15 protein-coding genes are annotated in these 17,444 nt (G+C 60.4%); 7 read left to right on the forward strand and 8 right to left on the reverse strand.

Features of this window, described 5'->3' with window-relative positions:
* Positions 1–104 precede the first annotated feature (104 nt).
* The 3 genes from BLW22_RS01950 (at position 105) to BLW22_RS01960 (ending at position 6,338) form a co-directional block, all read left to right on the forward strand.
* Positions 105–1,973, forward strand: coding sequence for a DUF1302 domain-containing protein (locus BLW22_RS01950; RefSeq protein ID WP_065924271.1), 1,869 nt, complete (start codon positions 105–107; stop codon positions 1,971–1,973).
* 29 nt (positions 1,974–2,002) lie between these two features.
* Complete coding sequence (locus BLW22_RS01955) at positions 2,003–3,367, forward strand: DUF1329 domain-containing protein (RefSeq protein WP_074843915.1); 1,365 nt, start codon at positions 2,003–2,005, stop codon at positions 3,365–3,367.
* Positions 3,368–3,608: 241 nt separating this feature from the next.
* Complete coding sequence (locus BLW22_RS01960; RefSeq protein WP_074843917.1) at positions 3,609–6,338, forward strand: winged helix-turn-helix domain-containing protein; 2,730 nt, start codon at positions 3,609–3,611, stop codon at positions 6,336–6,338.
* Between the two features lie 12 nt (positions 6,339–6,350).
* Here the strand turns inward: BLW22_RS01960 and BLW22_RS01965 are convergent, their stop codons facing one another.
* The 4 genes from BLW22_RS01965 to BLW22_RS01980 are packed head-to-tail and all read right to left on the reverse strand — an operon-like array spanning position 6,351 to position 9,796.
* The gene (locus BLW22_RS01965; RefSeq protein ID WP_074843920.1) at positions 6,351–6,911 is read right to left on the reverse strand and encodes a PqiC family protein; all 561 of its coding nucleotides are present in this window, start codon (positions 6,909–6,911) and stop codon (positions 6,351–6,353) included.
* A 17-nt stretch (positions 6,912–6,928) separates the two neighbouring features.
* Positions 6,929–8,584, reverse strand: a complete 1,656-nt coding sequence (locus tag BLW22_RS01970) for a PqiB family protein (protein ID WP_065924267.1) — start codon at positions 8,582–8,584, stop codon at positions 6,929–6,931.
* On the reverse strand, positions 8,565–9,209 hold the full coding sequence (locus tag BLW22_RS01975) for a paraquat-inducible protein A (protein ID WP_065924266.1): 645 nt from the start codon (positions 9,207–9,209) through the stop codon (positions 8,565–8,567). The genes BLW22_RS01970 and BLW22_RS01975 overlap by 20 nt, the downstream gene beginning before the upstream one ends.
* Positions 9,206–9,796, reverse strand: a complete 591-nt coding sequence (locus BLW22_RS01980; RefSeq protein ID WP_027604773.1) for a paraquat-inducible protein A — start codon at positions 9,794–9,796, stop codon at positions 9,206–9,208. The genes BLW22_RS01975 and BLW22_RS01980 overlap by 4 nt, the downstream gene beginning before the upstream one ends.
* A gap of 345 nt (positions 9,797–10,141) precedes the next feature.
* On the opposite strand from BLW22_RS01980, the gene BLW22_RS01985 reads away from it, so the two are divergent.
* The 4 genes from BLW22_RS01985 (at position 10,142) to BLW22_RS02000 (ending at position 13,725) form a co-directional block, all read left to right on the forward strand.
* Complete coding sequence (locus BLW22_RS01985; RefSeq protein ID WP_074843922.1) at positions 10,142–11,173, forward strand: hypothetical protein; 1,032 nt, start codon at positions 10,142–10,144, stop codon at positions 11,171–11,173.
* The gene (locus BLW22_RS01990; protein WP_065924264.1) at positions 11,152–11,931 is read left to right on the forward strand and encodes a hypothetical protein; all 780 of its coding nucleotides are present in this window, start codon (positions 11,152–11,154) and stop codon (positions 11,929–11,931) included. The genes BLW22_RS01985 and BLW22_RS01990 overlap by 22 nt, the downstream gene beginning before the upstream one ends.
* Before the next feature lie 161 nt (positions 11,932–12,092).
* A complete protein-coding gene (locus BLW22_RS01995) occupies positions 12,093–12,737 on the forward strand; it encodes an MBL fold metallo-hydrolase (RefSeq protein ID WP_065924263.1) in 645 nt (214 codons plus the stop codon).
* Positions 12,738–12,951: 214 nt separating this feature from the next.
* Positions 12,952–13,725 carry a YiaD family glycine zipper/OmpA-like lipoprotein gene (locus BLW22_RS02000; protein WP_027604771.1) on the forward strand — a complete coding sequence of 258 codons (774 nt, stop codon included), beginning with the start codon at positions 12,952–12,954 and terminating at the stop codon, positions 13,723–13,725.
* A gap of 68 nt (positions 13,726–13,793) precedes the next feature.
* On the opposite strand, the gene BLW22_RS02005 is transcribed toward BLW22_RS02000, so the two are convergent.
* The 4 genes from BLW22_RS02005 to BLW22_RS02020 form a co-directional block, all read right to left on the reverse strand.
* The gene (locus BLW22_RS02005) at positions 13,794–14,375 is read right to left on the reverse strand and encodes a BON domain-containing protein (protein WP_027604770.1); all 582 of its coding nucleotides are present in this window, start codon (positions 14,373–14,375) and stop codon (positions 13,794–13,796) included.
* On the reverse strand, positions 14,372–14,965 hold the full coding sequence (locus tag BLW22_RS02010) for a phosphoheptose isomerase (protein WP_007904374.1): 594 nt from the start codon (positions 14,963–14,965) through the stop codon (positions 14,372–14,374). The genes BLW22_RS02005 and BLW22_RS02010 overlap by 4 nt, the downstream gene beginning before the upstream one ends.
* A gap of 92 nt (positions 14,966–15,057) precedes the next feature.
* Complete coding sequence (locus BLW22_RS02015) at positions 15,058–15,429, reverse strand: YraN family protein (protein ID WP_074843924.1); 372 nt, start codon at positions 15,427–15,429, stop codon at positions 15,058–15,060.
* Positions 15,429–17,240, reverse strand: coding sequence for a penicillin-binding protein activator (locus tag BLW22_RS02020; RefSeq protein ID WP_074843926.1), 1,812 nt, complete (start codon positions 17,238–17,240; stop codon positions 15,429–15,431). Before BLW22_RS02020 ends, BLW22_RS02015 begins: the two co-directional genes overlap by 1 nt.
* Positions 17,241–17,444: the final 204 nt, after the last annotated feature.

Below are 17,444 nucleotides of genomic sequence, written 5' to 3' on the forward strand. Positions count from 1 at the left end.
GAGGTTCAGTTGCCAGGCGGCATTGGAATCGTTGTATTCCGGCCGTTACAAGCATCACAGAACAAACTCACTGCCATAACAATAATGCACATGGAGTAGCGTCGATGACCTCAGTAAACCAGTTCTGGCGCCGGGCAAGACTGCCCCTGGCCGTCAGTCTCGCCTCTACGCTCGCCGGGCCCGCATTCGGCGTCAGTTTCAATATCGGTGAAATCGAAGGTAGTTTTGACTCGTCGCTTTCTGTGGGGGCGAGCTGGTCGACAGCCAAGCCCAACCAGGACCTGATCGGTGCCAACAACGGCGGCAACGGTCTGTCCCAGACCTCCGATGACGGCCACTTGAACTTCAAGCGTGGCGAAACGTTCTCGAAGATTTTCAAGGGCATTCATGACCTGGAGTTGAAATACGGCGACACCGGCGTGTTTGTGCGCGGCAAGTACTGGTATGACTTCGAACTGCAGGATGAGAGCCGCGAGTTCAAGGACATCAGCAACAACAACCGCAAAGAGGGCGCCAAGTCTTCTGGCGGGCAGATTCTCGATGCGTTTATCTACCACAACTACTCCATTGCCGATCAGCCCGGCAACGTGCGGTTCGGTAAGCAGGTAGTGAGCTGGGGTGAAAGTACTTTCATCGGTGGTGGCATCAACTCCATTAACCCGATCGATGTGTCTGCATTCCGTCGTCCGGGCGCCGAAATCAAGGAAGGTTTGATTCCGGTCAACATGTTCTACGTGTCGCAGACCCTGACCGATAACTTGTCGGCGGAAGCCTTTTATCAGTTGGAATGGGACCAGACCGTTACCGATAACTGCGGCACTTTCTTCTCTCAGCCTGATGTTATTTCCGATGGCTGCAGTGACAATTTGCGAGTATTGAACAGCCGTCGCTTCCTACCCGCCGGAGTACTGCCAGGGCTCGCCGCAAATGGCGTCGACGTTAACAACGAGGGCGTATTGGTGCGTCGCGGCCCGGATCGTGATGCGCGCGACAGTGGTCAGTTCGGTGTCGCGTTCCATTACAACTACGAGCCTCTGGATACAGAGTTCGGCGCTTACTTCATGAACTACCACAGCCGCGCTCCGATCTTCAGTGCCCAGGGCGCCCCGCAATCGAAATACACCGGCGCAACGCCAGGTGTGCCTGGTCAATTGCGTCCGCTGGTGGTCGCGGGTAACTCCAATTATTTCGTTGAGTACCCAGAGGATATTCGTCTCTATGGCTTGAGTTTCTCCACCACCCTGCCCACGGGGACTGCATGGAGCGGCGAGTTTAGCTACCGTCCTAATGCCCCGGTCCAACTGAGCACCACCGACATCCTGTTTGCCGGTGTGAAACCTATTGGTGGGCCGGTCCTCGGCAATGCGTCGTTGCTCAACGGGGCTCCGGGCCAGGACTTGCATGGTTATCGTCGTAAGGAAATCAGCCAGTTCCAAACGACATTTACCCACTTCTTCGACCAAGTCATGGGCGCTAGCCGTTTGACCCTGGTGGGTGAAGTAGGTGTAACCCATGTGGGTGGTCTGGAGAGCAAGTCGGATGTGCGCTACGGTCGTGACCCTGTCTTCGGCCCTGGTACGCTGCCGAATAATGCCTGTGCGGCGTTGAACACGTCTACGGCTCAAGGCGCCGGCCTGGCAAATGCCAACGGACTGAACACTAACTGCAACAACGATGGCTTCACCACTGCCACTTCCTGGGGGTATCGCGGTCGGGCTATCTGGGAATACCCGGACGTTTTCGCCGGCGTAAACCTCAAGCCAAACGTGGCATGGTCCCATGACGTCAAGGGGTACTCCCCGGGTCCTGGCGCCAACTTCGAAGAGGGCCGCAAAGCCGTCAGTCTGGGCCTGGATGCCGAATACCAGAACACCTACACCGCCAGCCTGAACTACACCAACTTTTTCGGTGGTGATTTCAGCACGGTGAATGACCGCGACTTCGTCGCCCTGAGCTTCGGCGCCAACTTCTAAGCACACTGTATTTTCAGGAAGACCAGAACATGAAAATAACCAAAAGTCTGTTGCACGTGGGTGTGCTTGGGCTGTCGATCCTGGCGAGCAATGTCATGGCGGCAGTGTCGACGGATGAGGCCGCCAAGCTGGGCACGACCCTGACGCCGATGGGCGCGGAAATGGCCGGTAACGCGGCCGGCACCATCCCGAAATGGTCGCCGATGCCGACCAACGCCGGCGCTGTGGATGCCAAAGGTTTCCTCGCCAACCCGTACGCCAGTGAACAACCGCAATTCACCATCACCGCGCAGAACGTCGAGCAGTACAAAGACAAGCTGGCACCGGGGCAGTACGCGATGTTCAAGCGTTACCCGGAAACCTTCAAGATGCCGGTCTACCCGACCCATCGCGGCGCTACCGTACCGGCCGATGTGTTCGCCTCCATCAAGAAGAACGCCACCACCACCAACCTCGTGTCTGGCGGCAACGGCCTGGAAAACTTCGAAACCGCCATACCGTTCCCGATCCCGAAAAGCGGCGTGGAAGTCATCTGGAACCACATCACCCGTTATCGCGGTGGCAGCGTGACCCGCCTGGTGACCCAGGCCACGCCGCAAACCAACGGCTCCTACAGCCTGGTGTACTTCCGCGACCAGTTCGTGTTCCGCGACAAGATGAAGGACTTCGACCCGAAGAACCCGGGTAACGTGCTGTTCTACTTCAAGCAGCAAGTGACCGCCCCGGCACGTCTGGCCGGTGGTGTGCTGCTGGTGCACGAAACCCTGGACCAGGTGAAGGAGCCGCGTTCGGCGTGGGTCTACAACGCCGGCCAGCGCCGCGTGCGCCGGGCGCCGCAAGTGTCCTATGACGGGCCGGGTACCGCCGCCGACGGCCTGCGTACCTCCGACAACCTCGACATGTACAACGGTGCGCCGGACCGCTACGACTGGAAACTGGAAGGCAAGAAGGAAATCTACATCGCCTCCAACAGCTACAAGATCGATGATCCGAAGCTCAAGTACGCCGACATCATCAAGGCCGGCCACATCAACCAGGACCTGGCACGCTACGAGCTGCGCCGTGTCTGGCACGTGGTCGCGACCTTGAAGGAAGGCCAGCGCCACATCTACGCCAAGCGTGACTTCTACATCGACGAAGACACCTGGCAAGCCGCAGTGATCGACCACTACGACGGCCGTGGCCAACTGTGGCGTGTCGCCGAAGCCCATGCCGAGAACTACTACGACAAGCAAGTGCCGTGGTACGCCCTGGAAACCCTCTACGACCTGCAGTCCGGCCGCTACCTGGCCCTGGGCATGAAGAACGAAGAGAAGCAGGCCTATGACTTCGGCTTCACCGCCACCACCAGCGACTTCACCCCGGCGGCCCTGCGCCAGGACGGTGTTCGCTAAGTTGCACGAGTAACTCAAGGTGGGAGGGGGCTTGCCCCCGATAGCGATGCGACAGTCAGCGCAGCATTGACTGATCCGCCTCTATCGGGAGCAAGCCCCCTTCCACTTTTTGTTTGCGGCGATATTTCTTGTCTCAGTTCTTTTTCAGGCAAATGTTGCAAAGATCTACAAACCCGCCGCTTTTACCGCTAGTCTGCGGACATCTGCAATGCCGATAACAGCCTTCTACAAGAGCCCGGCGATGACTGATCTGTCCCGAATCCAAGGGCCTGCCAGCCGGGTAATCCCGACCCTGGAAGGTCGCTTCTACAGGCCCCCGCTGCCTGATGGCTACGTGCTGCGCCCGCGCCTGTGTGAACGGCTGGGCGCCGGCCTGGAGGGGCGGTTGCTGCTGGTCTGCGCACCGGCCGGGTTCGGCAAGAGCTCGTTGGCGGTGGAGTTCTGCCAGGGCCTGCCGGCTCAGTGGCACAGCCTGTGGCTGGGCCTGAGCCCACGGGACAACGACCCAGGGCGTTTTCTTGAGCGCCTGCTCGAAGGGTTGCAGCACTACTTCCCGGCACTCGGCACCCAATCCCTGGGCTTGCTGAAAATGCGCCAGCGTCATCAACCCTTTGCGTTTGAAGAGTGGCTCGACGGCCTGCTCGATGAGCTGACCGTGCACCTGTCCACCCGTGCGCCATTATTACTGGTGCTGGATGACTACCATCTGGCCCAGGGACCGGTGCTGGACCGTTGCCTGCAATTTTTCCTCAACCATTTGCCCGATGGCCTGGTGGTGCTGGTCACCAGTCGCCAGCGCCCGGACTGGCATCTGGCGCGCTTGCGGTTGTCACGGCATTTGCTGGAGTTGCACGAGCAAGACCTGCGCCTGACCCATGCCGAATCCCAGGCGTTGCTGGATCGCCACAGCAGTTCCTTGAGTGGTGAAGCCCTCGACAACCTCATCCGCCGCAGCGAAGGCTGGGTGGCCGGCCTGCGATTTTGGCTGCTGGCGGCTTCCGAAGCCGGCAATGAGGGCGCCTTGCCGCAAAGCCTGCACGGTGGGGAAGGGCTGATCCGCGACTACCTGCTGGAAGAAGTGATCGACTGCCTGCCTCCCGAAGTGCAGGCGTTCCTGTTCGACACCGCGCACCAGGAGCGTTTTTGCAGCGAGCTGTGCGATGCCGTGCGCGAAGCCCATGACAGCGCCGAGATCCTGCGCTACCTGCAAGCCCACCAAGTGTTCCTGGTGCCCCTGGACGAGCAGGGGCACTGGTACCGTTATCACCATTTGTTCTCCGACCTGCTGCGCACCCGCCGCGCGAGCAGCAATGTCTTGCCGGCCGCCAGCCTGCATCTGCGCGCGTGCCGCTGGTTCAACGCCCAGGGCTTGATCGACGAGGCGGTGGAGCAGGCATTGCGCGCCGGGCACCTCGACGTGGCGGCCAACCTGGTGCAGAACCTGTCCGAAGAACAACTGCTGGCCGAGCAGAATGTCGGCATGTTGCTGCGCTGGAAAATGGACTTGCCCGACAGCCTGCTGATCAGCACGCCGCGCCTGATTGTGCTGTACAGCTGGGCGTTGGCACTGGCCTGCCAGTTGGATGCGGCGCAGGAGTTATCCGCGTACCTCAGTCGCTTCCTGCCGGCACCCTCGGCTACCGCACAGCGCTCGATGCTGGCCCAGTGGCTGGCGCTGAGCGGGATTATCGCCCGCGGTCGAGGTGACCGTGAATGGACGCAGCGCTATTGCAGCGAGGCGTTGGACAGCCTGCCGCAACGGCGTTACGGCCAGCGCCTGGTGTGTCTGTCGACCCTGTCCAACCTGGCCATCGCCGATGGCGATCTGTGGCGCGCCCGTGGCCTGAACCGCGAATCCCTGGAACTGGCGCAGCGGGTCGGCAACCCGCTGTTCGAAGCCCTGGCCCATTACGACCGTGCACGGGTGCTGCAGGCCCGTGGCGAAATCCTGCGCGCGCTCGATGAGGTGCGCCAGGGCCTGCAGCGCCTGCACGGCCTGGCACCGCAGCGACTGTATGCGGTGCGTGCGCGGCTGTCGCTTTACGAAGGCTATTTGCTGTTGATGCGCAACCAGCCCGAAACCGGCATTGCCCTCCTGCGCGCAGGCCTGGCCGAGGCGCGAGCCTGTCGCGATATCAGCGTGCTGATCGGCCATTGCGTGATCGCCAGCTTCGAAGGGCGGCGCCATGACTTTCCCAAAGCCTTCGCCGAACTCGCCGAAGCCGAGCGCCTGATGCATATCTGGGATGTGCCGCCGATCTACTACCTGGCGATGATTACCCTGATCAAATGCGAACTGTGGCTGGCCCAAGGCCGCACCGACCTGGCGGATGCCTGGCTGACGCGCCTGGGGCAGACTTACCACGGCGAACAGGCCGCCGCTGCACCGGAATTCCACCCGCACTTGCCGCAACATATCGGGCTGCAACAAGCCGCCCTCGATGCCGTGCGCCATCAGCCCCAGGCGGCGCTGGAGCGGCTCGAAGCACTGGCGCAACAGGCCCACGACAGTGGGCGCCAGATGATTGCCCTGATGGCGCTGACCCAGCAGACCCAGTTGCTGCTCGAGTGCGGTCAGGAAACCAGGGCGCGGCCGGTGCTGGCCCAGGCGCTTGAGGCGGGCGCCGGGGGCGCGTTACAGCCGTTCCAGCGCTTGTTGGACGGGCATCCGGACTGGATGCGTGAGCAATTGGGCAAGGACCCGCAAGGTGTGTTGCACCAGAGCCTGCTCGCGCTTCTCCCGGCGGTCGTGACGCCCGAGGTCACGACTGGCCACGAAACCCTGAGCACGCGCGAGCTGGCGGTCCTGCAACTGATCGCCCAAGGCTGCTCCAACCAGGAAATCAGCAACCAGCTGTTTATCTCCCTGCACACCGTCAAGACCCACGCCAGCCACATCAACAGCAAACTTGGGGTCGAGCGACGCACCCAGGCCGTGGCGCGAGCCAAGGCGATGGGCTTGCTGGCGTAAGTGCCGGGCGGTTTACGGTGCCGGCGGGCACTGGCCGGTTGACCTGACGACCGCCTGGCTGACCTGCGCGGCAAAGCGCTTGAGATTGTTTTGATGGGCGAGCACCACGTTGTCGATGCTCGGCCCGGCGGGCGACTGCAACGTGGTCCGGCAGGTCAGCGGTGGGCGCTCGGTGCCCCCGGCCGGGCGCAGGCGCCATTTGACGTCGAGCAGCGCGTACTGGCCGGGTACGGAGTCAAAGCGCTGCACTTCAAGACGCAACAACATCGATTGTCGAGGGTTGCTGTTGGCCAGTTGGTCCACCAGCGCACTCCTCAGCTCATCCGCGAGGCTCGCGGCCCACCACTGGGTTTCCAGGATCGCCACGCCACTGTCGCCCTGGCGGATCACAATCTGCGGTCGGTCGACCTGGGGGGGAACGGTGATGCTTTCAATCCGGATGCTGCCCGCGTCCGCCCCAGTGGCCGTATTCCAGTGCGCCGGTGTCAGCGTATGAAAGGTAATCGGAGTACTGCTGCACGCCGCCAGCAACAGCAGCATGCCGACCACTGTGATTTTCAACGGAAACGTCATGGCGTTTGCTCCAGGGGTCATTTGCGCGGTGGTCCTTGCAGGTCCAGGGGCGCGGCGTTGTCGGGACGGCCGCGAATCAGCGATTCCGGGTGACGGCCCAGGTAGTCCGACAGTTCGCGCAGGGAGCGCGACATGCGCCCCAGTTCATCCAGGGTCTGGGTCAACTGCTCGCGCTGCGGTGAATCCTCGGCCAGGGTGGAACTGGCCGATTGCAGGGTCTTGCTCACGTCAGCCAGGGTGTTCTGCACGCCGGGCAGGGTCTTGGCATTGAATTGGGTCAGGCCTTTGCGCAGCTCGACCAGGTTGCTGTCGAGGTTGCCGGCAATACGTTCGATCGGCAGTTGGTTGATCTTGTTGACGATGCTCTCGAGTTTTTCCTGCAGTTGCTCGAGGTTGCCGGGAATGGTTGGAATGCTGACCGGGCGCAGGCTGGGGTCAAATTTGACCTTCTCGGCTTTCGGGTAGAAGTCCAGCGCGATGTATAACTGGCCGGTCAACAGGTTGCCGCTGCGTGCCTGGGCGCGCAGGCCATTTTCGATGAACGAGCCGATCAGCCGTACGCCGGCGGCCTCATCGTTGGGGTCATGGTTCATGACCTTGAGCAGTTTGGTGTGGGCCTGTCCGAGCAACTGTGGATAGATCACGATACCGACGTTGAGTGGGAAGCTGCGTTTATTGGCATCGAAGTCGAGGTTGATCGATACCACTTTGCCAAACTCGACGCCGAGGAACTCCACCGGCGCCCCGACCTTGAGCCCGCGCAATGCCTGGTCGAAGCGCAGGGCCATGTATTGCCCCTCGCCATTGGGTGGGGCGAGGGCGCTGTCCTGGTCGTCGAAGAGCTCAAAGGTACGTGCCTCGTCGGCCGGTTTGTCGTTGGGGCTGTACGGCGGCGCCCGAAAGGCGATACCACCGACCAGCATGGACGAAAGCGATTCGGTCTTCAGCGCGAAGCCATTGGCGCCGACGCTCAGGTCAACCCCGCTGGCATTCCAGAAACGCGTGTTTTCGGTGACATAGGCATCATTGGGCGCATGCACGAACACCTCGACATTGACACCCTTGCCTTCGGCATCCAACTCGTAGGCCACCACCTGGCCGACCTCGATTTTGCGGTAGTACACCGGTGAGCCGATATCCAGCGAACCGAGGGTCTGCGTGTGCAGCGTGAAACGCTTGCCCGGTTCGCCGTAGGTGATGGGCGGCGGGTTTTCCAGGCCTTTGAACTGCTTGGCACGGGTCTCCGATTGGCCGATGTCGGCACCTATGTAGTCGCCGGAGAGCAGGGTGTCGATGCCGGATACGCCGCCGGCGCCGATACGCGGGCGTACCACCCAGAACTGCGAATCGGCGCGGGTGAAGCTTTCGGCCTGCTTGGCCAGTTGAACCGTGGCGTTGACGCTTTTCTGGTCGTCGCTCAAGGCGACATCGGTCACCTGGCCGATCACCACGTTGCGGTACTTGACCTCGGTTTTGTTCGCGATCAGACCGCTGCCGGTCTTGAAATTGAGGGTGATGGTCGGGCCCTGTTGGAGGACGCTGTGTACCACCAGCGAAATCCCCACCAGCACCGCGACGATCGGCACGATCCACACCAGCGAAACGCTGAAGCGCCGTGTCTTGATTGCAGGCGATCCTGGGGCTTGCGGGGTGTCAGTGGGATGTGACGTCATCCGCGGTCTCCTTGTTGTGTGGGGTTTCCCAGATCAGCCTCGGGTCGAAGCTCATGGCGGCCAGCATGGTAAACACCACCACCAGGCCGAAAAACAGGATACCCAGGCGCGGCTCGATGGTGCCCAGGGCCTGGAACTTCACCAGTGCGGCCACCAGCGCGACCACGATGACATCCAGCATCGACCAGTAGCCAATCAGTTCGACGAAGCGGAACAGCTTCGAACGTTCCTTGCGTGCCCAAAGGCTATTGCGCTGCACGGTGACCAGCAGCAGGGCCAGGGACACAAACTTGATGCCGGGCACTGCGATGCTGGCGATGAAAATAATCAGCGCAATGTCCCACGCGCCGTGCTGCCAGAACTCCAACACCCCACTCATGATAGTACTGTCCGCCCCCGAGCCGAGCATGGTGGTGTTCATCACCGGCAGGAGATTGGCCGGCACATAGAACGCCAGCGCGGTGAGCATGTAGGCCCAGGTGCGCGTCAGGGAACTGACCTTGCGCCGGTGCAAGGGCGCGCCGCAGCGCTCGCATTCGTTCGGCCCGTCGCGCATGTCGCAGGACAATCCACAGCTGTGACAGAGGCACAGGCCGAGCTCGCTGGCCGTCGGCGGTGTGCTCATACGCTGTCCCACAGGTCGCGCACATCACGCCCGGCAATGCGGATCAGCAACAGGCTGAGTACGGCCAGGGCAAACAGGCCGGTGCCGGGGATCACATCAAGCATGCCGGCCAGCTTGAACACCGCCACCATTGCCCCGAGCAGACACACCTCCAGCATGCTCCAGGGCCTGAGTGCCTCCAGCCAACGCATGCACAATCGGAACGCCGGTGAGCGCTTGCCCGCGAGGGCGAAGCTCAAGACCCACATCAGCAGCAGTAACTGGAACACTGGCGCGATGATGATGGAAATGGCCGCCACCAACGCGATAAACGTGATCGGCCCCAGGCTCAGCGCTACCACCGAGTCCCATAGCGTGGCGCTGCTTTTCAGGCCTTGCAGGCTGATACTCATCACGGGATAGAAATTGGCGAACGTCCACAGCACCGCAGCCGTCAGCGTCAGGGCGAGACGCTGTTGCACGGTCAGGCCGTTGTAGCGCTGGAGCACGCCTGCGCAACGTATGCAGTGGGCTTTTTGATGTTTGGCGAGCGTGACTTTTTCGTACACACAGTCGCAGTGCTCGCAGATGATCAGTTGATTCGCCATGGGGATCGCTCCAACGCGGCACGGTGGCGGGGGCCTGGGTTGTTTTTCGATGGCGTGGGCAAGCTTAGCAGTCGCTGCTCTTCAGGTCTGGCACCGCGTCAACCATACTGTGCGGAATATGCCATAGCGCCCGCAGGAGCATCGATGAATATTGAAAAAGCCGCGCTGATCCGCGAAACCTTCCCGGTCGGCCCGTTGCAGTGCAACTGCAATGACGAGTGACTGGCCCTCACGTTGATCTACAGAGGACCGGGTGGGTAATCCTCCTGCAGTGTTAACCACTTTTTTGACTTGTTAATCGCCATGGTTTACGGTGTAAAAAAGTGGTTAACAAGGTGGCGTGAAATGCCGGTTTTACTGGATGATATCAAGGGTTACCTCGAATCCACTGTGGGCTTGGAAGCGCACCTTCAAGCAGCCTCAGGCCTGAAGGTTCCCTTTCATATCAAGGATGCCTACAAACTCGTCTATCTGGCCCTTATGGTCGGGCCGAAGGCGAAACAAACGCTACCGATGCTCCTACTGCTTCCAGTGGAAAATAAGTACCCGGGATCTGTAACGCTTGGGAAGCACATCGCTCAGGTACAAAAAACCACGGACAAGGTGGTTGTGTACGTATGCCAGTCACTGTCGGTGCCGGAGCGGCGTAGCCTGATCGCCAACAACATCAATTTCATCCAGCCTGGCTATCAGATGTTCATCCCAGAGTTGGCGATGGACCTGCGCGAGACCGTTCGGACGCGCCGAAACGAGGAAGACGTTTCAGCCCTTCTTCCTGCTGCACAAGCGATGGTCTTGGCTCGCCTGTATGAGGGATGGGACAGCGATACGATCTTCAACTCCAACGGCATCATGAACGGTTTCAAATACAGCCGCGTCACACTTGCCAAAGTGATCGATCAGTTGCTGAAGCTGGGCATCGTCCATCCTGCACAAAGTCAGGGGTTCAAAAATTGCTATTCGTTCGGTGCACCTCCGGCCAGCGTCTTCAAAAATGCTCGCCCCTTTATGCGCTCTCCCGTTAAACGGAAGGTTGCGATCGACCGAGTGCTTCATACAGGCGGCGGCGTATTTCTCGCGGGCGAGACCGCTCTGGCCAAATGCACGATGCTGGCGGGTCCCATACAACCGGTTTTTGGAATGACCAAAAAGCAGTTCGACGACATGGTCCAGGAACTGGCATTCAAGGTAACCGACTCGGTTGATGAGATCCGGGCATGGGTGGAGATATGGTCTTATCGAAGCCTAAAGGAAGGAAAAAACATCGCAGATGAAGCGTCATTGCTTCTGAGCTTGGAAAACGTCCCGGACGAACGTGTCCAGTTGGCTTTAGATGAACTTAAGGAGGCAGTGACTTGGCTGAAATCAGAGGACTAGACGTATTCGGACAACACTTCAGCGATTTTCGTGATCAGTATGTGCTGATTGGCGGTGTTGCCTCCTGGCTCACGATGGATGCGGCGGGCCAATCGTTCCGCGCAACCAAGGATCTCGATATCGTGCTGGTTATCGAAGCGCTCAATGCCGAGTTTGCCGGGGCGTTCTGGGCCTTCATACGTGCCGGACGGTACGCCATCCGGCAGGTTGGTGGGATTGACGGTCAGCGGCCTGTTTTCTATCGGTTCCAGCACCCCGAGGACGAGGCCTATCCCGTCCAGATCGAATTGTTCTCGCGTGCTCCCGAGGGTGTCGCGCTCCCGGCGGACGCGACGCTGACCCCTATTCCTACAGACGAATCGGTATCAAGCCTGTCCGCCATCTTGCTCGATGACCCCTACTACCATTTCCTCCTTGAGGGCCGGCAGCGCAATGACGTTCTGACCTTCATCGGCGCCGACCGGCTGATCCCACTCAAGGCGCACGCTTGGCTCAATTTGTCAGCGCGAAAGGAGGCTGGCGAACAGGTCGACAGCAAGAACCTCAAAAAACATCGAAATGACGTACTGAATCTGAGCGGCCAATTGACGGATGACCCCATCAACCTGCCGGAAAGCATTCAGACCGACATGAGGGCGTTTCTGGCGCTCTTGGCGAACGAAGAGATCGATCTCAAGTCCATCGGACTGAAAGGCGCCCTGGGGGACTATATCGAGCGTCTTACATTGAGCTTCGGATTACAGCCACCAATCCAATAGGAACACATTCTGAAAAACTGTCAGCCAACGATCATGACCGCGAGCACATGAACGCATTCCTCGGGCATGCGCTCGATGCTTACAAACAAAGCAGGTGACATCACTCGTCATCGCTTTTCACACAGTGCCAAAAATGTGCCGTTAACTTTATAGGAGCACCCATGGAAGCCGAAAAGCCCACGCTGATCCGCGAAACCTTCCCGGTCGGCCCGTTGCAGTGCAACTGCACGATCATTGGCGACCCCATCACCAAGAAGGCCATCGTGGTCGACCCGGGTGGCAATCATGAACTGATCCTGGCGCGCCTCGATGCCCTGGGCCTGAAAGTGGTGAGCATCATCCACACCCATGCCCATCTCGATCACTTCCTGGCCTCGGGGCAATTGAAGGAAAAGACCGGTGCAACCCTGCACCTGCACAAGGAAGACCAGTTTCTCTGGGACAACCTGGAGATGCAGTGCCAGATGTTTGGTGTGCCCTACACGCCGGTGCCGTCGCCGGATCGCTGGCTGGCCGATGATGAGGCGTTGGCCTGTGGGTGCGGTGTGGCGCTGCATACACCGGGGCACACGCCAGGCTCGATGAGCTTCTGGTTCGCCGATGCCAGGCTGCTGATTGCCGGGGACACGCTGTTTCGGCGCGGTGTTGGGCGTACGGATTTGTGGGGTGGGGACCAGGCGACGATCGTGCGTTCGATCAAGCAACGGCTCTACACGCTGGATGAAGGCGCGACGGTGGTGACCGGCCATGGCCCGGACACGCGCCTGGGTGACGAGATGCGTGAGAACCCATTTGTGCGGGCGTGAAGCAATGGTTCGAACGGCAACCCGCTGTAGCAAAAACTCAGGCCGCGTTCAGCATGTGTCTGCTACGGTTTCTGTAGCAACGCAAGACCCGAATGTTTTGTTACAGCTCTGGGCGCGCCCACGGAATTTTTACCGTTTGTCGCGTTCCAAACTCGGCACGGGTCCATTGCCAATGTCCTTTGCACCACAGAATGCAAAAGTAGGAGCTCCCTTCATGTTCACTCCGCGTCGTCTGCTTGTTGTCGCTACCGCCGTAGCCCTGTTGTCCGGCTGCGCTTCACCTAATCCTTATGGCGGTGGCAGCCAGGGACAGGCGAATAATGAATCCAGCGGTATGAGCAAGACCGCCAAGTACGGTGGCCTGGGTGCCCTGGCCGGTGCATTGGCGGGTGCTGCCATCGACCATAACAACCGTGGCAAGGGCGCGCTGATCGGCGCAGTGGTTGCGGGTGCCGGCGCCGCGGGTTACGGCTACTACGCCGACCAGCAGGAAAAGAAACTGCGTGAGAGCATGGCCAATACCGGGGTTGAAGTTCAGCGCCAGGGCGACCAGATCAAGCTGATCATGCCGGGTAACATCACCTTCGCCACCAACTCGGACGCGATCTCCAGCAGCTTTTACCAGCCGCTGAACAACCTGGCCAACTCCCTCAAGCAGTTCAACCAGAACACCATCCAGATCGTGGGTTACACCGACAGCACCGGCAGCCGCCAACTGAACATGGACCTGTCGCAGCGCCGTGCCCAGAGCGTGGCCAACTACCTGACCTCCCAAGGCGTTAATGGTGCCAACCTCAGCGCACGCGGTGCCGGCCCGGATAACCCGATAGCCAGCAACGCCGACGTGAACGGTCGTGCGCAGAACCGTCGCGTAGAAGTGAACCTCGGCCCGATCCCCGGCCAGCAGTACGGCCAGCCTGGCGCGCAGCAGCAAGCGCCGCAGCAGAACAACCAGTTCCAGGGCAACCCGTACCAGCAATACCAATAAACGCTGGCCACTAAAAAGGGCGCCATGCAGTGAATGCATGGCGCCCTTTTTTATGGCTGCCGCTTACATCAATCGATGTACTCGAACACCTTGACGATCTTCTGCACGCCGGATACGCCCTGCACCAGGTTGGCTGCGCGCGTGGCTTCCGCCTGCGTCAGCAGGCCCATCAGGTAGACGATGCCGTTATCGGTGACCACTTTGATCCGCGAGCCGGGAATCGCGTTGTCGGTCAGCATCTGTGCCTTGATCTTGGTCGTCAGCAGGGCATCGTTGCTGATGGCCAGCAGGGTGATCGGGTCCATGACCTGCAATTCGTTGTGGACCTTCTTGACCCGCTGTACGGCCGAGGCTGCCTGTTCGGCCTGGGCCTTGAGGTCGGCGCGTGGCGTTTGGCCTGCGAGCAGTACCACGCCGTTGAAGCTGGTCACGACGATGCGTGAAGCACCGTTGCCCAGGTCCGTGGCGGCTTTGGCAATGTTGACTTCGACCTTGGTTTCGATCAGCGAGTCGTCAATCTTGCTGCCGAAGGTGCGGGTGCCCTTGTCATCCTGAATAGGGGTGTCACGTGTCGCAGTGATTGCCGTGCTGCAGCCGCTGATGCCGAGGCACAACGTAATGGCCAAAAGGCCGAGGCGGTTAACGGTCATTCTTCACTCCCAAACAGTTGGCTGTCGATCAGATCGCACAGGCAGTGGATCGCCAGCAGGTGGACTTCCTGAATACGTGCGGTGACATTGGCCGGGACGCGAATCTCCACATCTTCGGGCAGCAGTAGCGAGGCCATGCCGCCGCCGTCGCGTCCGGTCAATGCTACGACAATCATTTCGCGATCATGTGCGGCCTGGATCGCTTGAATAATATTCGCCGAGTTGCCGCTGGTGGAAATCGCCAGCAGCACATCGCCTGGTTGGCCCAGTGCGCGGATCTGCTTGGAGAAAATTTCGTTGTAGCTGTAGTCGTTGGCGATCGAGGTGATCGTTGACGAATCGGTGGTCAAGGCGATAGCCGGCAGACTCGGGCGCTCACGCTCGAAGCGGTTGAGCAGCTCGGACGAAAAATGCTGGGCATCGCCGGCCGAACCGCCGTTGCCGCACGAAAGCATTTTGCCCTCGTTGAGCAAGGCATTGACCATGACCTGACTGGCTTGCTCGATGTGCGGTGCAAGTACGTCCATCGCCTGTTGCTTGGTGTCGATGCTGGCCTGGAAAAGCTGGCGAATTCGGGATTGCATGTCCATCTGTGTGACCTTAAGTAGCGCGGCTGTTTGGCACAGGAATGTGCAGCCCGCAAAGCAAAGAGCAAAAGTGTGTGATGAAGGTGTCCGGCGAATCAGCTGTCGAAGGCATTTTGCAGCCAGTTCAGATCAACTTGACCAGACGGTGTGCTTTCCATGGCAACCACATCGAAACGGCAGGGGGCGTCGGCCCAGCGATGCTCTTTTTGCAGGAAAAACTGCGCAGCGAGTATCAGCTTCTGACGCTTGCGCCCGTCGATACTGGCGAGCGCGCCACCCCATTGTGCGTGTTTTCTGTAGCGGACTTCGACGAATACTACTGTATCGCCGTCAAGCATGACCAGATCAAGCTCGCCGCGTTTACACAACCAGTTCTGCGCCAGCAGGCGCAGACCCTGTTGTTGCAAGTGTTTCAATGCTTGAAGTTCGGCATCCTTGCCGCTTTGTGCAGTAGACCGCTCCGGCATCAGCGCGGGGTGTCCGGCAGGCGCTGGATCTCGCCACCAACGAACTTCGCCCATGGCATCTGGCGATCGACGCGCTGGTTGGTGCTGATGCCCAGGTTGCCCGAGAGGCCGTCAATGCGTGTATCCGGCAGTGCCTTCAACTGGCCCAGGCGCGGGGCCAGGCGGTAGGCGTCGACGCCCATCGCATACAGGCGGCCAAGGCTGCCATTGGCTTGCGGCCATTGTGCGGCAACCTGGTTACGCAGCGGGTCGGTGGTGTTGAGCAGCCAAGGGGTTTCGCAGAACATCACGTTGGTCATGTCCAGGTATTGGTTCTTGTCACCGCTGGCGCTGAATACGTGGGACGTGGCGTACACCGGCACATCACCGGCGTACTGGAAGTTCAGGGTCGGCTTGATCTGCTGGGCCAATTGCGGGGTAACGGCCAGGAAGATGAACTCGATGTCCTGGCGACGTGACGGCTGTGCCGCTACGTCTGTGCCCACTGTGCTTTGCAGGCTCTTGGCGCGGCCTTCGCTTTTACGCAGTTGGAACAGGTCGGCGATTTGCTGGGCAAGGGCGACCGGCTGGTCGACATACTCGACACCGACAACCATGCCACCGTTGGCTTCCCAATCCTGGCGGAAGGCCCTGTAGACACGCTCGCCCCATTCGCCACGCGGCACCATGGCAGCGGCGCGATGCAGGCCGTCGGCACGCGCGCGGCGCGACACTTCGCGGGCTTCGTCTTCAGCGGCGAGGCCGAACTGGAACAGTTGCGGCGGGCTCTGGTCGGTCTCGCTGTAGTTCAGCGCGAGGGTGGTGATCGGTAGCTGAGGGCGCGTGCTGAGCTGCTTGACCAATGGCTTCTCCAGCGGACCAACTACCAATTGCACGCCGGCAGCCTGGGCCTTGGCATAGAAGTCGTCGATGGAGGCCAGGCGCGAGCTGTCATAGAACTCGATGACCGGTGGCTTCTGCCCGGCTTGTTCAGCCTGGTAGTGCGCCGCCATGAAACCTTCGCGCAGGGCCTTGCCGACGGAGGCCAGCGGGCCTTCCTGGGGCAGCAGCAGGGCGATCTTGTTCAAGGGCTGGCTGGCCAGCTCCTTGAGCTTGGTCAGCGGGGTTGGCAGTTGCACGGCGGCCGGGTGGCCCGGGTTCTGTGCGCGCCAGGTGTCTATGGCGGCCTGCTGTTGCTCAAGCGTACCGGCGCCCTTGACCGCTTGGGCCAGGGTAATCCAGCCGTCCAGGGTCGGGTTGCCGCTGGCTTGCAGTTGTTCCGCAGGCAGTGCGGCAATCAAGGTCCAGATGGCTTCGTGATTGCTTTTGGCGGCATCGCCGCTGAGCAGTGGCGCCATGGCGACGCGCTCGCGGGCAGCGGCCAGGGTCTGGCCATCGGCTTCATAAGCGCGGGCGTGCACGGTGCCAGTGCGAATCTGCTGTTCGGTCGGCAGCTCCTTCAGGCTTTGCAGGCTCGGATGGTTCAAGGCGGTCAACGCGGCCTTGGGCTGGTTGCGCGTCATGGCCAATTCGGCAGCCAGGGTGCTGGCAAAGACTTGCGCGGCTGGCTTGAGGACATCCAGGGACACTTGCGCAAGAATCTGCGACGAGCGGCCAGGGTTGTTCTGGCGGTAGGCCATGTCTGCCGCACTCAGGCGCAGCAACGCGGCCTTTTCTGGCGTCTTGGCGGTGGTGGCCTGTTCGAGCAGTTGCTCGATACTGGCGTCCGGGGTCCGTGGAAGGTCGCCAAGGCTGGACGAGGGCGAGCTGGCGCAAGCGGCCAGTAAGGCAGCGAGGCAGAGGGCGGAGAGCAGCCGCAGGCAAGCGATCATGTAAGTGTTCCTGATACCGATCAAATTAGCGTGGAATTGTACCCAAGCACTGGCCCAGGCGCGATGTTACTGGCGTGAAACCGTCGATTTAGATCGTGCAAGTGGTGCGATCAGCCATGCACGGCTGAAAAGCCATCGGCCGTGATGGCATATTTTCAAGGCGCCTACGCGCTACAATATGGCTTTTGCCAACCATCGAGGTGT

It is taken from the genome of Pseudomonas marginalis, assembly GCF_900105325.1.
GTDB lineage: Bacteria > Pseudomonadota > Gammaproteobacteria > Pseudomonadales > Pseudomonadaceae > Aquipseudomonas > Aquipseudomonas marginalis.

Bases quoted from the DNA above. Each gene is read 5' to 3' on its own strand.
- BLW22_RS01950 (WP_065924271.1), top strand. From the start codon at position 105: ATGACCTCAGTAAACCAGTTCTGGCGCCGGGCAAGACTGCCCCTGGCC.
- BLW22_RS01955 (WP_074843915.1), top strand. From the start codon at position 2,003: ATGAAAATAACCAAAAGTCTGTTGCACGTGGGTGTGCTTGGGCTGTCG.
- BLW22_RS01960 (WP_074843917.1), top strand. From the start codon at position 3,609: ATGACTGATCTGTCCCGAATCCAAGGGCCTGCCAGCCGGGTAATCCCG.
- BLW22_RS01965 (WP_074843920.1), bottom strand. From the start codon at position 6,911: ATGACGTTTCCGTTGAAAATCACAGTGGTCGGCATGCTGCTGTTGCTG.
- BLW22_RS01970 (WP_065924267.1), bottom strand. From the start codon at position 8,584: ATGACGTCACATCCCACTGACACCCCGCAAGCCCCAGGATCGCCTGCA.
- BLW22_RS01975 (WP_065924266.1), bottom strand. From the start codon at position 9,209: ATGAGCACACCGCCGACGGCCAGCGAGCTCGGCCTGTGCCTCTGTCAC.
- BLW22_RS01980 (WP_027604773.1), bottom strand. From the start codon at position 9,796: ATGGCGAATCAACTGATCATCTGCGAGCACTGCGACTGTGTGTACGAA.
- BLW22_RS01985 (WP_074843922.1), top strand. From the start codon at position 10,142: ATGCCGGTTTTACTGGATGATATCAAGGGTTACCTCGAATCCACTGTG.
- BLW22_RS01995 (WP_065924263.1), top strand. From the start codon at position 12,093: ATGGAAGCCGAAAAGCCCACGCTGATCCGCGAAACCTTCCCGGTCGGC.
- BLW22_RS02000 (WP_027604771.1), top strand. From the start codon at position 12,952: ATGTTCACTCCGCGTCGTCTGCTTGTTGTCGCTACCGCCGTAGCCCTG.
- BLW22_RS02005 (WP_027604770.1), bottom strand. From the start codon at position 14,375: ATGACCGTTAACCGCCTCGGCCTTTTGGCCATTACGTTGTGCCTCGGC.
- BLW22_RS02010 (WP_007904374.1), bottom strand. From the start codon at position 14,965: ATGGACATGCAATCCCGAATTCGCCAGCTTTTCCAGGCCAGCATCGAC.
- BLW22_RS02015 (WP_074843924.1), bottom strand. From the start codon at position 15,429: ATGCCGGAGCGGTCTACTGCACAAAGCGGCAAGGATGCCGAACTTCAA.
- BLW22_RS02020 (WP_074843926.1), bottom strand. From the start codon at position 17,240: ATGATCGCTTGCCTGCGGCTGCTCTCCGCCCTCTGCCTCGCTGCCTTA.